We start from the raw sequence: 18077 nt of genomic DNA on the forward strand, positions 1-18077 counted from the left end.
CACGCTGCACACCAACATCCGACTGCCGCACGCGGCGCGCCTCAAGCTCGTCGCCCTCCAGATGGAACGCCCGGCCAACTCCCCGCTGCGCCACGGCACCATGGAGGACCGCGAAAACGCCGACCTCTTCCTGGGGCCGCTGTCCTACGCCCGCGCGTACGGCGTCGAGGTCCACGTCGTACGCCCCGGCGCCGGCGTCGAGATCTTCCACCCGGCCGGGCCCGACGGGGTCCGTGACCTGTCTCTCCCCCAGGTGACCGTGGTCCTGGAGGAGGACACGGTCAAGGCCCTTGTCCCGCGTGGCGGCGGATCGCCCACCCCGACAACGGACGCGCCGCCCGCGACGGACCAGCAGCCCCACCCCGCACCCTCCTCGCCTTCCTCCCCGCCCGTGACGGCACCGGTCGGCACCCCGCCGCAGCAGTCCGTCGCGGTGGGCCCGCCGCACCCCGCCGGGCCCCCGCCCTTGGGAACCGAACTGCCGGTCCCCATGGACGGCTGGTGCCAGATCTCGTCACTCATCGTGAACGCGCCCCAACACGTCCGACAGCAGCTCGACTTGACGCATCACCACGAGGCGGATGCACTGCTGAGCGACCCGGCAGCGGTGCGCCGCGCCGCGCGGGCGCTGGCCCGCGGCAACCGGACCGCGGCCGCCGCCGTCTTCTCCCAGGCCGTACGCCTCGCCCACCAGCACGTCCTGGACTTCCTCACCGAGGACGTCACGACCATGCCCGAGCGGTTCGCGTCCCGGCAGAGCGCCAGGGTGCACCGGACCACACACACGTCATCCGCGAGCCCGCAGGAACTGCTCCGGGAACTGGGCGAACGCATCCGCAGCACCGAGGAACTGCACCGGCTCAGGAGGGACTGGCTCCCTGTCTACGAGCGTCAGCTGCGTAGGCAGTCCGAGGAGTCGTTCCGCGGCTCGGCCTCGTCCGAGCAGGACCTCGAACAGATCCTGCGAGCGCTTGCGGCGCGCGACTTCCCCGAGGTCGACCTGACCGGCACCGTGCACGAACAGCTTGCCGCGATGTCCACCGAAGCCCTCACACCGTTCAGGCAGCACGCCTGGGAGCACGCCTCCGGCTGGACCACCACGGAGTTCGAGGGACTGCTCCGCACCGCTCAGGGCTGGCCGAGCACCTACGCCGATGAGCACTACGGCGAACAGCTCACGCCGCTGCTGGCCGAGGCGTTCGGCGTCAGCATCTACGTCAGCCGGCCGAACGACCACATGCAGGCGGCGCCGCTGGGTCCGCCGGGCGGACCGCCCGTCATCTTCCGTTACAACGGCATCAACCACTACAACGGCGATACAGGCGGCGACAGTCGGAACGTCACCACTCCCTCGGCGCCGACGAGGACCGCGCCCGCCCCGGCCGTCGTCGAGAACGTCACGCAGCCGGAGGAACCGGCCTCGCCGAAGGACGCCCCGCTCTCGGAGGGCGACGAGATCTTCGCGCTGCTCTCCGGGAAGAAGGGGAAGCCCGAAGCCGATGAGACGTCTCCGGGGGAGGAGTCCGTCCAGAGCCCGGATGACGAGCCCGTCCGCACTTCCGAAGCCGACGAGGCCGAGAAGCGGCTGTCCGCGCTCTCGCGCAGGCCGGTGTCGGACGACGACCTCCAGGCCGACGATTCGCCGCTGGGGCGGCTGGCACGCAACCACCGGGAGTCGGCCCGCAACCTCCGGGAGGAGGAGAAGCACCAGGAACAACTGGCGAACCATGCGTCCGAAGAGCTCACCTTCTTCCCCGACGAGCAGTCCGGCCACTCCGACGTCTACGCCGCGCCGTCGGACCCCACTCCGGTGCATGCGCCCCAGGAAGCTGTCACGACGGGGTTGATCGCCCACCAGGAAACGCACACCGTGTCCTTCGCCGAAGGCTCGAAGGAGATCGGCAGCCCCGAACAGCGCGCCGCCATCGACCACTTGGCAGAGTTTCTGATCCTGCAGGCCCTGGAGAGCCGCCGGACCGGTACGCCACTTCCCGAGGTCGAGGTCACCGGTTTCGGCAATGGCTCCAGGCGGCCTTTCGTGAACTCCGCCGACCAGGCCGCCCGCACCGGCCGGATGCGGGCCGCCAACGTCGCCCACGCCCTGAAGCAGCGGCTGGCGGCGAAGCTCGCCCCGCTGGGCCAGGTCGAGGGCTCACAACTGACGGCAGGTGACTTCTCCATCACCCAGCTGGAGCCGTCCGAGACGGCCCGCGGCCTCGGCACGTCCGAGTTGCGGCGCCGCGTCGACATCACCGTTCGCCGGACCTCCGTGACGCCGGAGACGCCGCATCCGGAGCCTGTCGGCGATGATCACAGCGCGACCGTCACCGCGCCCGCGGACAGCAACCAGAACAGCCCCGTCGGCCCCGACAACCAGCCGGCGCACGAAGAGAACCAGGCCGGTCACGAAGAGAATCAGGACGGTCACGAGGTCACTCCGTCTTCGGCGCACCCTTCCACGAGTCAGGGCGCGCAGGACCCCTTCCTTGACGAGGACCTGCGGCTCCAGACGGTGAAGACGCGGAAGACGCCGGCCCGCGACGTCCGTATCGGTGACTTGAACCACCTGCCGATCACTGCCAGCGGCACCGGTGACCGGATCGGGCGTTCCTTCCTGACCAGCGAGCGCATGAAGGCCGACCTACCGCTGCACAATCTTGATCTGAAGAAGCCGTACTTCGCCCATTACGAGATGCCGAGCGACGCGCCCCGTGGCCACCGTGCGGGGTCCGGCCACGTTCCGGAGGACGGGCTGGAGAAGGTGTCCTGGGACGTCGACCGGCCCACATACCTGGCGATGCTGCACGGGGGAGCCGGCCGGGTGCAGATCGCGGTGACGGAGGAGGGCACGGAGTCCAAGCTCTGGCTGCGGGGCGAGTCGTTGGGCGAGGTACTCATGCGCCGCCCGAGCCTGCGGCACCTGCGGGAGACCTTCGGGGACCAGGGTCAGATCATCCTGAGCGTATGTGAGGCGGGTACCGCCGACAGGTTCGGCCGGATCGTCGCCCAACAGGTGGCGAACGAGACCGGATTGACGGTGTGGGCGGCCACCAGCCAGGTCGGCGTGTCCGTGGGGGAGGGTGACTACACGTTCTACATCGCCTATGAGGCCGGTGGTGAGCGCGGCAGGTGGCTGAAGTTCACCCCGCAGCCCGTGAGCGACGCCGCTGCCGGGTCCTCGCAGGTGCGGGCTCCCGGCGCCGGCCCTTCCCGCCCCGCTGCGGGTCCGCGCCTGGACGAGACGGTGTCCCAAGGCGCTGCCAACCGGGCCACGGCCGAGCGGGGAGCCGAGGGCCTGGAGGCCGAGCACCCGGAGTACGCGGATCACCGGCAGGCGTTCCAGACCCTGTCCGACCGGCTGGACGCGGTGGGCGAGGGCGGCGACCCGCACGCGTGGACGAAGTTCGTGTCCGGCTGGACGGCCCGTGAGATGCAGCTGCGGGCACAGTTGGACGACGTGAGCCTGGCCGAGAGCGTGCGGGGCGACGAGACATCGCTGGTCTGGCAGGGCGCGACGGAGCCTGGCCGGGAGCTTGTTCAGCGCACCCGTGGCCTGGCGGTGTGGGCACGGAGCCGGATCGAGGCGCTCGCCCGTCAGGTCGGGACTCTCCCGGAGGGCCTGAGTGCCCTGGGCATGGACCCGTCGGAGGTCGTGAAGGCGATGTCCAAGCTGATCAACTGGATCGACCAGCGCGTATCCGATCTGGAAGAGGGACTCGGCGCGCCCGCACAGCGAACCCAGGAAGCGCAGCAAACACCGGAAGTACCGGAAGCGCAGGAACCGCACGGGCAGGTCTTCGCGGATTCGTCGGACGAGCCCGCTGAGCGTTCCGGGGACGAGGCGTCGGTGGTCTCCGCCCCCGCCACACCCCAGGACGACCCGCCGTCCTACAAGGCGGCCCTCGCACACCAGGCCGTCGAGTCGGCGCCGCCGGCCGAGGGCACCGGCGTCGGGCCGGAGCCCGGCCCCCTGCCCGGCTACCAGGAGTCGCGCGCCTACTCCGCGCAGGAAGTCGCGCGCGGGGCCAGGACGACGGGCCTGGCCCGCGACCGCTTCCGGGAACTGGCCCGCTACGAGTGGTTCAACCCGGAGCAACTGAGCCGACTGCGCACCGACTTGGGCGTGCGGCAGATGGCGCACCTCGCCGATCTGAGCGAGTCCATCGGGCGGATCCCGACGGACATCCCGGAACTGGCCCGCGGCCTCGGTATGCCCGTCGTCAAGGACCTGTACCGCATCGCCCGGGACCTGGGCGCCGACCCCCGGCACCTCGCCCAGGTGTTCCCGCGTTCGTTGGGCGCGGTGAACGCGCAGACCCCGCTGCGGGCGGCCGAGCACTTCCTGCACATGGTGCGGCGGCAGCTCGGCCGGTACGGCGCCACCCTCAGGGGCGGGCGGAACTCCGATGCCGCGTGGCTGATCGAGCTGGCGGGCCGCGAGTCGATGCCCTGGCCGGACGGCGACTCCACCGTCCACAGCGGCGACAGCAGGATCCACCACGGGACGATGCGCTCCTTCCTGCACTACGTCTCCGGAGTGGAGCGGCTGCGCCGAGCCGATCAGGCCGTGGCGCACCTGCGGGACATGCACCCCAGCAGGCTGGACGAACTGCTCCTGGGCTACCGGGACCAGGGGCTGCGCCAGGAACCGCCCACGTACGAGGCGGTGTCCGGCCCGCTCGCGGGGGCGCCGGGCGAATCGGAACGCCGGCTGCTGACCGACTGGGAGATCGCCGACCTCGCCGCCCGGTGGGACGTCGGGCTCCACATGCTCACCACCCTGCGGCGGCAGGCGTGGTTCGACGCACGGCGGCTCGATCGGCTCGGGGTCGAACTCGGCGTGGGCGAGATGCACAACCTGGTCACCATGACCCGGCTCATCGGGCGGATGCCGACCGATATCACGGCGCTCGCCACCCGCCTCGGCATGTCCGTCCCCAAGGACCTGTACCGGGCGGCGCGGGACCTCCATGCCGATCCGCAGGACCTCGCCTTCCTCTTCCCCGGCCAACTGGGTGCGCTGCGCTCAGGCTCCGGCCATCCGTGGCAGCGTCCGCACCGGGACTTCGTACGCTTCGCCGAGCGCGAGCTGTCCCGCATCGGCGCGTCCGAACCGGCCGTCAGGCGCTGGCTGTTGAGCTTGGCCCGTACGGAGTCCATGCACTGGGACGGCTCCGCGCGGGCCGGCGATGACCCCCGGACCCTGCAGGGCTTCATCCGGTTCGTCGGCGGCCCGGACGGGCTGCGCGAGCTGAACCGGCGCCGGGGCATCGCGCTGACGCAGCGGCTCACGGATTGGCGGGAACGGTCGCTCCGCTACGAGAGCGACAGCCCGCCGCCGTCCTCCGAGGACACGGTGCCCCAGGGGCAGGACACCCCGGCGAACACCCCGCAGGGCACCGACACCGACACCGCCCCGCACGAGATGACGTTCTTCAGCGACGAGGACTCCGAGCCGGACACCACGGGCCCCGGCCGCGACCGGTCGGGCGGGCTGACGCCGCTGAGCGAGCACACCGAGTACAGCGAGCACGGTGAGCACGGTGAGGACGGCCGGGGCACCGCCGGAGACATCCCGGTCCAGGAGGTCTTCTGGAGCCGCGTCGAAGAGCTTGGCGTCCCGATGGCCGTGGCGGACCTGATCGATGAATGGGACGACCTGCCGGAGTCGGTGGACCCCCTTGACCTGTTGACGACCGCGAGCGAGTGGCGGCTCGACGCCTCCGGAATGAGCGTCGTACTCCAGCTGACCGGGGCGCTCGGCATCCAGCCCCGGGACGTGCTCGGGCTGGCGGACCGGCTCGACGTGCCGACGGAGCATCTGGTCCCGCTCGCGGGCGAGTTGACGTGGGTCGGCGAGCTGCGGCCCGACGAGCGGCCCGCCGTGCCCGCGCACGCGCTGCGCAGCAGGCTGGCGCTGGTCGGTTTCGAGCCACGAGACCTCGCGTGGTTCGCGGGCGCAGGGGATCTGCGCCTGGCCGACCTGGACGCGTTCCGCCGCCACCTGGAAGCCCGGGGCTCGTCGCTCGCGGAGCTGCGGGAGGCCCCGGCGGACGAGGCCGGGCGGCAGGTGGCGCAGTGGGCGCGGGACCTGACGGCGAACCCCGGGGGTACCGGCGTCCAGCAGCAGTTGGCGGAGACCGTGTTCGGCGGCCGCGGGCCGGCCGCCACCGCGCAGGCCGCCGCGGACGTGCTGGACATCGACATCCTGGACCTCGGGCAGCTCTTCCAGGGCGACCTGGACATGCTGCACGCCGACCGTGTGCGGTCGGGCGCCAACTGGACGCCGCCGGTCGCCTGGGCGGCCAACATGCAGCGGTACATCGAGCGGCTACGGCTCCAGAGGCCCGCCGACCGCGCCGCCTTCGCCTACCTCACCGACCGGCTGCCTGCGCTGTTCGCCGCGTCCGCGCACCACGCCGCAGGAGCCGGAACCCAGCGCCTCGGCACCCCCACCTACCGCGCGGCGGACGACTTCCTGCGGGCGTTCGTACCCTCGGACCACACGCTGGACGGCGACACCTCCTGGAGCCCCCCGCAACCGCCGTCGCTCGCCACCCTGCGCGACGACCCGGTCTGGGCCGTCCTCTACCACACCGTCTTCAGCGCTCTCGGATGGCGCCCGCGGCTGCGCACGACCGCCCACGCGGTCGGTGAACTGGCCGACAGCCTCTTCCGGATGGTGCGGCTCCGGACACCGAACGGCATCTGGGCGCAGCTGGCGGCACGGGGCACACACGGCCGGTGGGAATACACCCGCGACTGGCTGGTCAGCCACAACCTCGCCCGGGGGGTGGAAGCGTGGGCCGCCGCCTACGAGAACCCGGCCCAGGAAGCCGACCCGGGTGCCGACGTGGTCCTGGACCCCGAGGTCCGCGCCGACCTGGACGGCGCACGCCTGCCCTCCTACGAGGAGCACGATCCGGACGACGACACCCAGCCGCTGCCGCTGTCCGAAGAGCCGGAGCAGCACGGGGCCGGCTCCGGGCCCGCCGATGACGAGTCCGCGGAAGCGGACCGGTTGTCCCTCGTCGAGGAGGGCGAAGAGCCCCCGCCCTACCCGGCTCCTGCCACACCGGCCCCGGAGCCGGTGCGCCGGTGGGCGTCCCGCACCTGGGACGTACCGGAATCCCGGCTGCGCACCTTCACCGCCGACGACATCGGGCGACTGGAGGACCTGCGCACGGGCCTCGGCCGCGGCGTCCAGCGGATGCGGAACCTGCTGGACGTGGTCCAGGGGATGCCCGAGGTGCCGTCCCTGACCGACATGCGGGCCGCGGCGGGCCGCCTGGGCCTGACCGACCCCAAGAACCTCTACCGGGTGCTCAAGCAGCACCCGATGTCACTGGAAACCTTGCGCACGCTCGGGGGGCGGCATGACCTGACCGCGGTCTTCCAGCCGCTCAACAGGGCGTCGGCGCTGCTGCGCACCTCGGTCGCCGCCCGGGTGGCGACCCAAATCGCCACGCTGCACGCCGCGTTGCCCGACACCCCGGCGCCGCCCCCGGCCGGCCTTCACGACGATCCCCCCACCACCGCATCCGATGCCGCGGCCCACGTCGAATCCGAGCCGAGTCAGGACGACGTGACACCGCAGCACGTGCCGCACGAGCGCGTACCGGACGAAAACGCCCCGGACGAGTCCGTGCAGCCCGCTGACGGCGAACAGCAGGAGACCGACGGGCCGGGGCATGACGTCGCCCCTCCGGCCTGGTCCGAGTCCCTGATCCACTGGTCCCTCCGGCCCGAGCCGGAGACGCCGGAGGCGATGGCCCGGTACGAAGAGGACGCCAGGGAACACTTCCTGACGACGTTTGGGCTGCCCGACAACGAGGAGGTAGGCCGTACCCTGGAGCAGGTCGCCTCCGTGGCCAATGCCCTCACCCCCGTCGAGCGCGCCTGGCTCTACCGCTTCCTGTCCGACCCCGCCGTGGCAGGGCCGTCGCCGCAGGGCCAGGAATGGTACGGCCGGTGGTATGCGCCATCGCAGGTGATCTCCGCGCTGACCTGGGCAGCTTCCCGTGCGCGTCATCCACAGAACAGGTGGCGGACGAGCGGAGCGAGGGCGCTGCGCGAGCACCCCTTCCAGGATGCACTCGGAAGGTTCGACGATCTGCTCACGGAATACGGGCGGAACGGCGCCGACATTCAGCACGTCTACCCGGTCGTCCCTGGGAGCGCCGGGGTCCTCGACGGCCTCTGGCGAGCTGTCCAGGACGCGGAGGATGTGGCTCTCAGCGCCTTCAGGGAGCACTTCCACCTGTGGAGCTATCCCTTCGAGAGCCTGCTGGGCGATGCCGCGGCACTCGTCGGAGCCCTGGACACGGGAAGCAGGGGGTGGCTCTACAACCTCGCGATCGAGGCGGCGTTCCCCAGCCTCGAACATGTGCCGGCAGACACCCTGGAACTGGGACGGATCCACCCCGCGAACCTGTTGGGGCTCCTGCACTGGGTCGACCGGTTCGAAGGCGACACCCTCGCCGGCGGCCGTACCTTGTCGCAGTTGCGCGACATGGTGCCGGGGGAGGCGCTGGCGATTCTGCACGGGCTGGCCGCGGATTTCGAGCTGCAGTACGGCGTAGCTCTTCGGGATACGTCGGGGGCCATGCCGGACGAGCAACTCGTGCTGCAGGACATCGGAGCGTGGGCCCGGCGCCAACTGGGCCTGAGCAGGGACGAGTATGCGCAACTGGGGCAGACCGGCGTGACCGTGCCCCAGGCGATCGGCTTCCTTCACGGCCTCAATGCCGACCGGCGGAGCGGGTATCAGGCGGGCATCCACGACCTGCGGGACCTGCTCGACGTCACTCAGGGCCTGGGGCACTTCCCGGACCGGGATATCCGGCACGTGGCGCACGAGGCGGCGGTGCCACCGTCGCTCGGCCCCCTCCTGTACCGGCAGAGCCTCAGCCTCGGGATCGAGTCGGCGGATTTCGCGCTGATGCGGACGTTCCGCGCCCCGTACATGGAGATGGTGCGGCGCGGCGAGAACCCCCAGGACTTGAGCGACGGGATCGAGGCGCTGCTCGCGGCGAGCGGCGTCGATCTGGCTGTGCTGGCCCGAACCCCCCGCAGTCCGTTGGTCGATGAGGAGCAGCTGGCGGAGGACCAGGAGCGGGAGCAGGCGTACGTACAGGGGCTCCTGCGCACTCTGCACGCCGCCGGTGCGAGTCTCGTCGAGCTGCCGGCGCTGGGGGCGTACCTGAGCACGGAGAGCATGAGGTCCTGGCTGACCGGGCGTCGCCCCTACGCGGAGCTCAACGGGGACCAGCGGCGCCGGATGTGGGGCCACCACTTCAACGGGAGGCTGACTCCCGAGATGGTCAGCGCCTGGCGTGCCGCACAACTGCGCTCCAGTGTCGCGCACTTCGAGATGCTGGACGCGCAGTCGTGGTTCGACGTGGCCGACGTGATGGAGATGGCGCGTGGCCGGAACACGGAGCCGGGCGAAGGGAGGGGATCGGCCCTTGACCCCTACATGAGCACCGCACTGGACCCGGCACAGCTCGCGTCCCTCGCCCACCGGACCCAGGGGATGCCGTACGCACTCCGTGACGTGGCCCGCGAAGTGGAGGAGGACCCGCGCTCGCTGCTGCGCAGCGTGATCGAGGGCGGCGGCGAGGACGTCCGGCGTGCCCTGGCGGGCGAGTTCCTGCGGTGGCCCGACGTCAACGAGGACACCGGGATCGACGCGCAGGAGGCCGTACGCCGCCGCGAACTGACCAACACGACATTGGATCAGTTGAGTTGTGTGCTGTTCGTGGACGGACCGCACGCCGCCGTCCGGGAGGCGGCCATGCTGTCGCAGCGCGCACGCGAGGCGGAGGCCGAGCGCCTGGGAGCGCAGGACCCCGACAGCACCTGGCTCGGTACGGAGCGGCAGCGGCAGGTGGCCGTGATGAACACCGGGACGGAGCCGGACCGGGACTCCGTCCAGGACCCCGACCTCGATGTCGTCCCGCACCAGGACCAGGACCAGGACCAGGACCCGGACACGCACTCCGATGCGGGATCCGCCCCCGATGGCCCGCTGCGGCTCCGGGGCGGCGCCGCCCCGGATGAGGCGTGGTGGAACCAGGACGACTTCGACTCCTACTCCGAGACCGACAGCCTCGCCCCCGTCGAGCAGGCGGACGCTCCGCACGACGACGCGACGAGTGAGCCGCACACCGTCGAAGAACTGGCCGGCCGGATCGGAGTCGACGCCGAAGACATCGAAGACGTCGAAGAACTGGTCCGGTTCACCGGCATGGACGGGAACGTGGCGGCGCTGGCGTTCCTCGATCCGCAGCGGCTCGGCGAACTGGTGCGGGACTTCGGCGGGGCGGGCACGGCGGCACGGGTCTCGTCGCACCTGACGCGCCACGGCCTGCCGTCCGTCGGCGACCTCACCTGGTTCCGCGACCTGTCGGCGCGTGCGACGGGCCCGCAGGCCACCGCTTTCACCCGCTTCGCGGCTTCGGTTCGTGAGGTCAGGGAGGTGCTGGGCAGCAGCCGGACAGTGCCGGGTCACGAGGTGTTCCGCGAGATCATGACGGGGTGGCGCAGGGCCATGGACGGGCAGCGCGCGCTGCCGGACACCGTGGACGTCGCCGGGCTGCTGGCCTTCGCACATGAGCAGCGGCTCGACAGGAACCAGACGGCGGCCCTGGTCCGGCACGTCGCCGAGGCAGGGCAGCTGTCCGTGGCCTTGACCGGCCTGGTCACGGAATGGCGGGTGCGCCCGTCGGACGTCATCGAGCTGGCAGACGCCCTGGACATCACGCCGGAACAACTGGCCGTGCTGCCCGGCGAGTTGTCCTGGCTCGGCGATGTCGACGCGCACCAACGCGTCGAGCTCGGCGCGTACCGGCTGCGCGACCGGCTGGCACAGGTGGGGCTGGAGCCGCGCGATCTCGGCCCGTTCGCCGACCGTGGAGAGCGGCTGGAGCTGAACGACCTGGTGGACTCCGGCGCCCGGGTGCCGGCCGGCGTCGACGCAGAGTTCCACGCGACCGTGCAGGCGGCATCGAGGGCCATCGGCGTGGACGCACGGGACTTGAACCGCCTCTTCGCCCGGGAGCTGCGGGAACTGTACCGGGGACGCCGCGAGATCAACGCGCTCCAGGACAGCGACTGGACGCCCCCGGGCCGGTGGAGCGACGCGATGAACGTGCGACTGCGGGCACTCGGGCTGCGGGGAACCGCCGACTGGGTGGCGCTGTCCCGGCTGGCGGACCGGTTCGGGCCGCTGACGGAGCCCACTTGGGGAACCAGGAACGAGGCACCGGGCGACAATGCGGAGCAGGCGGCACGGAGCGGCGCACAAGCAGAGCTGGGCGTCATCCGCTACCTGCGGGCCGATCAGTTCCTGCGCCCGCTCGGCACTTCGGTGCGCGAGCTGATGCACGCATCGCCCGCCACCGTCGACCTCTACGACGCGATCTTCCGCGCGCTGAAACCCAGGCCCGCACTCCGCACGGACTTCCGCGCCCTGGAGGACCTGCGCCCCCTGCTGCTGGACCGGACACGGGACGGCGGCATGACGCCGCAGCGCGCCCACGACCTGGTGACGGCCTGGCTGAACGAGTGGCCGACGGCACCACCGCAGACTCCGGAGGCCCCGTCCACCGACACGGCCCCGACAGGCCGGACGCCCCTGACCGACGACGACCTGCCCGGCTACGGCGACGCCACCTCCCGGACGGAGAACAGCGACACCCCGCCCGCATACGAGGCGTCGCGCCGCGCGGCGGACGAGGCACTGCACCTGCGGGCGGCGGAGGTCTGGCGCACCCATCGGCCCCTGATGGACGGCTTCACCCCCGAGGAGACCCTCCGTCTCGACACCCTGTACACCCGGCTCGGCGTCCAGCGGATGCAGCACCTGGTGCACCTTGCCCGGGTCACCGGAGAGGTACCGACCTACGAGGCGTACGAGCAGCAGGCACGCGCGCTGGGGGTGACGCCCAAGGATCTTTACCGGGTGCTCAAGCAGTTCCCGGTACGGCTGGACGCGCTGCACCTGCTCGCCGGGCCGCAGGAACCGACGGATATCTTCCGGCCGCTCGTCGGCCGCCAGCCGTTGTGGTCCAGCCGGAGGGTCGCCCAAGTCCTTGAGGCGTTCAAGAAGTTGGACATGGGCACCCCGGTGCGCTCCGGCATCCACTGGTCGCTCCAGCCCCAGCTGCTGGTCGACGAGACGGCGGCGCTCCAGCACTTCCGATCCGTGTTCGGCCTGGACGAAGGCTCGCAGTTCGAGGCCCTGCTGCAGGACGCGGCCCCGCTGCTGGGCGCCCGTACGCCGCAGGACCGGGCGTGGCTGTACCGCGTCGCGTCGGACCGCGCGTTCACCGGGCCCGGCGACCTGTCGGCACGCGAGTGGACCGGCCGCCGGCTGGCGCCCTCGCAGGTCTTCGCGCTGATGCACAGGACCGCCCACAGCTCCATCGGTCACGGGTTCGCCGAGCTGCGTGAGATGGACTTCCTCGGCGTGCTGGACGCGCTCGACGGCGTGGCGCTCGAATTCGAGCTGGGGGAGGGGATGCCCGTCCAGGAGTTCTACCCGGTGGGCCGGGGTGGCGCCGGGGTGATGTCTGGCCTCCAGCGCTGGGTCGCCGAGACGATGGGCTTTGAGGACGTCGAACAGTACGTGCACATGGTGTCCCAGGGCCTCACGCTCGCGCGGGCGGACGACTTCGCCCGTGACATCGGCGCGGGCGCCGACGAGGCGCTGCGGCTCCACGGCATCAGCAGGGCCCAGGGGCGGCTGCCCGAGCAGGAAATCCGCGCCGTGGCGGACGCGTTGGACCTGCCCCGGGCGCTCGGCCCGGCTCTCTACAACCTCACCGTCCTGCTGGAACTCCCCGAGGACCGTTACCACCTGCTCCGCGGTCTGCGTACCGACCTGCTTGACCACGTGGAGTCCGGAGAGGCGCCGCACAGGTGGCAGGAGGACACCCTTGAGCCCCTGTTGGAGGACATCGGGGTCGACATGACGGCGCTCCTCGTCGGGCGACCGCAGGCGCTGGCCTACGCGCAGACGGTGCTCACGATGCTGCAGACCCTCCGCCTCGACATCGGTGAACTGCCGTATCTGGGTGAGTACGTGGCGCGGAGTTCCTTCGGCGGCACGCAGCTGGGCCTGACCGCCTACCGCGACGGCACCCCCGACGAGCACCGCAGCCTGTGGCAGTACCTCAGCGGCGCCGGTGACACGGCGCAGGACCAGGTCGACGCCTGGCGTTCGGAGCAACTGGGCGTGGGCAGGGACCGCTACGCCGAGCTGGCCGCACAGCCGTGGTTCGACGGTCCGGCCCTGACGGGCCTCGCCCGCGAGCTGGGCCTGAAGGGCGTCGCGGCGTCGCGGCTGGCAAAGCTGGCCGAGGAATTGCAGATGGTGCCCCGTGGTCTGGTGGGGATCGCGAACGAAGCCGGGACGGGGCGGGCGAAGAGGATCGACCAACTGCTGGCCGACGCCCCCGGGGAGCGCGTCACGATGGCGTCGGCGGTGCTGCGCTGGCCGCCCGTGATCGGCACCGACGAGGAGTCGCCGACCGCACGGCAGCGCCGGGAGGCGACCGGGAACGCGCTGAACGAGGTGGAGTCCGCGCTGTTCAGGTCGGGCCCTGACCTGGCGGAGCAGGTCGCCGCCCGGCTGTCCGAAGCGGAGCGGGCACGGGAGCTGGCCGCGCTGCCGGAGGACCGGCGGGCGCACGCCGTGCCGTGGATCGGCACGGAGGACCAGCGGCAGAACCGCCGGGTGGGCGGAGGGCCGATGCGGGGCTGGCGCCACACCACGCTCCGGCCGTCGAACGAGACCGGCCTGCCCGCGGCTTCGGGTTCGGGCAGCACGTCGGAAGCGGGCCCGTCGGGTGCGCGTCCGGGCTCCGGCCCGCACGACGACACCATGACGCACGAGGCCGGGCAGGCGTCGCCCTCCGGGCCCGCGCCGGTGCGGCCGGGGGAACTGACGCCTCCGCAGCTCGTCGACGCCGTCCGGAGCTACCTGGTGCGGTGGGGCAAGAGCGCCCAGCGCACCGTGTCGGCCGCGCGCCTGGAGGAGGGCTGGGCCTACCTGGCCGAGCTGGATGAAGCCGTGCGGGCAGGAACCGCGCCCGAGAGCCTGCGGACGGAGCTGCTGGAGGCTCTGGTCAACGCCGACGCGGCGCGGCCGGGTGCCCGGCCCTCGCTGCCGGCGGCCGGTGCCGGTGAGCGGGAGTGGATTGCCTGGGATCCGCGATTGCCGCGTCGGGCCAAGGCCCCCAAGGCAACCGCTGCCCCAGCACTTGTGGCTGACGTGACAGAAATCCACGGTGCGGGACACCCGATGACCGAGGCGGTGACCAGCTTCCTGGACAGTCAGCGGCTCAATCAGTTCAACCGGCTGCCGTCGGCGCGGATGCGATATGACTACGCGGTGGGGCTCCGGCGGTGGTGGGAGCAGGCGCGGAACGACCTCGGGGAGCTGCACGGCTCCCCGGATGAGCAGATGCAGCACTTCTTTGCACACCTGGAGGCCACGAAGGCGGCAAGGTCCCGGGGCACCGGCGGCTCCGGTGCGCGGGTTCCCGAGCGGGTGCGCGTGGCGGTCCAGGCATTCCACGGCCACCTCACCCGAGACCGCCGCCCGGCGATGCAGCGTGTGCAGCACATACTGGAGCATCGATACGGCAACGACCCCCTGGCCCGTGTGGTGCCCCACTGGCTGTCCTCGCTCGCAGATCCCACCGGCCCGGCCGCCCCTGTCGCGCAGAAGGAGCACGCGCAGGCATTCCTCCGCTGGGAGGAGTACCTGCACCAGGGCGGCCGCCATCCGCTGACCGAGGCGGTCCCGCCGTCCCAGGACGACGAATTCGACCACTATCTGCGGGGACTCCGTACCCCCAAGCTGTCGCTCGACGCCCGCACGGCGCTGCGGAAGCGGCTCGACGCCTTCCAGACCTTCGCCCGGTCCCACCTGGAGCGGCTCGAAGCCGACCAGCAGCCTCCGCGCACCCGGCCGGACGACGACGTGCCGATGGGCGCGGTGCAACAGGCGGATGCGGGACTCCAGGACGACCCGTGGGGCGGGTTGTTCGACGACCTGGTGGAGCCGGATGCCGTCGGGGGTGGCGCCGTGCCGGTGGATGACCCGTGGGGCGGGTTGTTCGACGATCTGGTGGAGTCGGATGCCGTCGGGGGTGGCGCCGTGCCGGTGGATGACCCGTGGGGCGGGTTGTTCGACGACTTGGTGGAGCCGGGCACCGTCGGGGGTGGAGCCGTGCCGGTGGACCTGGGGCAACAGGCCGGTGGCCCCGGCGCCGATGCGGACGGCGTGTTGCCGTACAGCCACGCCGAATTGACCCTGCAACAGCTCCTGCCACCGGAATTCGCCGAGATGGCGAGGACGTCGGCCGGCCTGGGTGAAGCCGTGACGCGGTGGCTGGGCGATCCCGCGGCGCGTGCCGAGGTGAGGGGCCGGCTGGACAGTCAGGATCCGCTGGGCTTCGCCGTGCTGGCACTCCTTGAGGGCACGCTGAGCGCCATGCCCGTGCACATCGGCCGCTCGTTCCTGTGGGCCGACGAGGACACGTTCGGCGGCTACCGGACAGGCTCCCTGGTCTCCTTGGGACACGTGCTGCCGGTATCCCGGTATCCGCTTTTTCCAGAGGACGGCCAGAACGTCGAGTTGTTCATCGATGACGTGTCGGGGCCGTACATCCCGCACCAATGGCCCGAGTTCCAGGCGGAGTTCCTGGAGGGGGCCGCCATGCTCTCGCGCACCCCGCTCTTCCAGGTGGTGCGCGAGGAAGTGCGGCCCCGGGGCTACCGGCGGCTGTATCTGCGTCCGGCGGCGTCCGGCGACGAGCCCTTGGCGCCGCAGGGCACGGGAGAGGAGCGGGACGACGGTCCCGGGGGCCTTTCCGAGGAGGCGCTGGCCCGCTATACGGAGGCGTCGGGGATCCTGCGGTGGCCGCCGGTGCTGGACGCGGAGCGGCTGGCGCGGACGCACGCGGCGGTGGCCGAGGTGAGTGAGGTGCTGGCCGCTCAGGGCCGGGAGGTTGCTGAGGCCGTGGCCGTCGAGGCGTCGCAGCGGGCGCGGGCGGGGGGCCACACCTGGATCGGCACGGAGGACGAGCGGCAGCGGCGGTTGCCCGGAGGCGGGCCGATCCGCCGCAGCGGCGCGCACCGGACCGGCGCGGTCCGTAAGGACTCCGCACAGGGCCCGGACGGCAGGCGGGAAGCGGGCCCGTCCGGCACCTCTTCGGGCCCCGGACCGCTGGAGTCCGTTGCGGCCGATGAGACAGTGGCCGTTCCGATGGACACGGACCAGGGCCAGGCCGGGAACTACGTGGCGTGGGCCGAGGCATACGAGGGCCCGGCATCCCGTGAGCAGCTCGATGAGGGCTGGCGGCTGCTCGCCGACCTGGACGACGAGGTCTACGCCGGCGACACCGGCCCAGAGCTGCGCGACCGGCTGCTGGCCCAGATGGAGAGGCTGGACGCGGCCGCCGCTCCCAGCCCGTCCGCGCCGTTCGCCCCGTCCCGCCTCCCCGCGGAGGACGCCGATCCCGGTGCCTGGGTCCGGTGGTTCAACCTGCTGGGCAACTTCGTGAACGCACCGTTCACGGCCTACCTGCCGCTCTCTCACACCTCCGTGACCCGGTCCACCCTCCACGAGTTCCGGATCAAGTCGGGAGAACAGTTCCGGCGGGACCTGTGGAAGAACCGGACCGCGGACCACTTCCTGAGGGGCCTTCGGGGCGATGCCGGCCGGGCCATCGACAGGGCGCTGGCCCGGCTGCGTACCGCCGGCACGGGATCCGCCGCCTCGGCTGCCGACGAGGAGGCGGGCCCCGGCAACGGCCAGGACGGCACACCTGCTGGCGGGACGGAGCAGTGGCGCGGCGAGGCGCACCGCCTGATCTCGGAACTGCAGCGTGAGGGAGACACGCAGTTCGCCGCAGCCGCGCGCAACTGGCTGAGTGAGGAGCGGCTGAACCCGTATACCAGGGGCGTGCGCGCCAGTGCCCTGCAGGCATGGCGCCACCATCTCCGTGAGCGGGGCGCACATCCCCTGACCGTCACCATCAGCCCCTTGCGGGACGACGCGTTCGACGCCTTCCTCGCGGTGCACCAGGAAGCGACGGGCCCAGGGGCGGATGCGAAGCGCCAGAGGAAGCGTGTGCTGGCCACCTTGTTCCATGGGCACTTGGTGGTCCACCCGGAACTCCGGGGACACCCGGTCGACGGCGGGGTGGCGGCCACGGATGCATGGCTGTCCGAGCTGGACACCACGGTGTCGCTGCTGGACTCGATGGTGGGGGAGACCGGCGTCACCGCCCTGGACCTGGCGATATGGGGGGAGTGGGTCGACCGTGGACTGGCGTATCGCGAGGAGGTGACGGGCCGGCTTCCGGCCGACCGGGCACAGGACTGGGCGGCGCGGCTGGATGGTGTGCTGGCGCCGTGGCTGACGGCCCGGGAGGGGAACGCCGCCGCGACCGTACCGGTCACCGACGACTTCATGGACCTGGACCCGGACCTGAGCCTGACGCACGACCTGGGCCCGGAGCCGCGGCAGCCGGACCACCCGGCGTCAGGAGGCGCCGTTCGGGACAGGTACGAGCCGGTGGCCGTCGCTCGCCTCATCGACCTCTCCCGCTGGCCGGACCGGGCCCGAGGGCTGATCATCGACCTGGAGGACGTGCACGGGGTGGGAAGCGATGAGGCTCGCCTCGTCGCCGCGTTCCTCCATGAAATCGTCACGTGGGACACCCAGTTGCGCTATGCCGCGGGGCTGCGGACGTGGTGGCAGCACCTGCCGCAGACGAGGCTGCTGACTCCTGCACCCACCATGGCCACGGACTACGTGGCGCAGGTGCGTTCCGCCGTGCAGCGAGGCGACACGCCGTCCAGGACAGGCAACAGAGATCTGGCCGCCCCCCGGGCCTTCTACGCCTTCTTGAAGAAGCGGGGCGAGATCGAGGCCGACCCGTTCGAGGACAGCGGCGGCACGAACCGACGGTCCGGCGCACCGGAGACGGCTGCCCCGCAGCAGCGGCCGGAGCAGGAGAGCCCCGGTATGCCGGACGCCGACGCCGTATCGGCCCGGC

Annotated in this window: 1 protein-coding gene (running past both ends of the window); it reads left to right on the top strand. The window is 71.8% G+C overall.

This entire window lies inside a single protein-coding gene on the top strand: locus LIU39_RS01435, encoding a WXG100-like domain-containing protein (RefSeq protein WP_227043682.1). The 45246-nt coding sequence extends 14168 nt beyond the window's left edge and 13001 nt beyond its right edge, so the window shows coding positions 14169–32245 (codon 4723, partial, through codon 10749, partial); the first codon wholly inside the window starts at position 2. The start codon and the stop codon both lie outside this window.

Source organism: Streptomyces pinistramenti (assembly GCF_020564935.1).
Classification (GTDB): domain Bacteria; phylum Actinomycetota; class Actinomycetes; order Streptomycetales; family Streptomycetaceae; genus Streptomyces; species Streptomyces pinistramenti.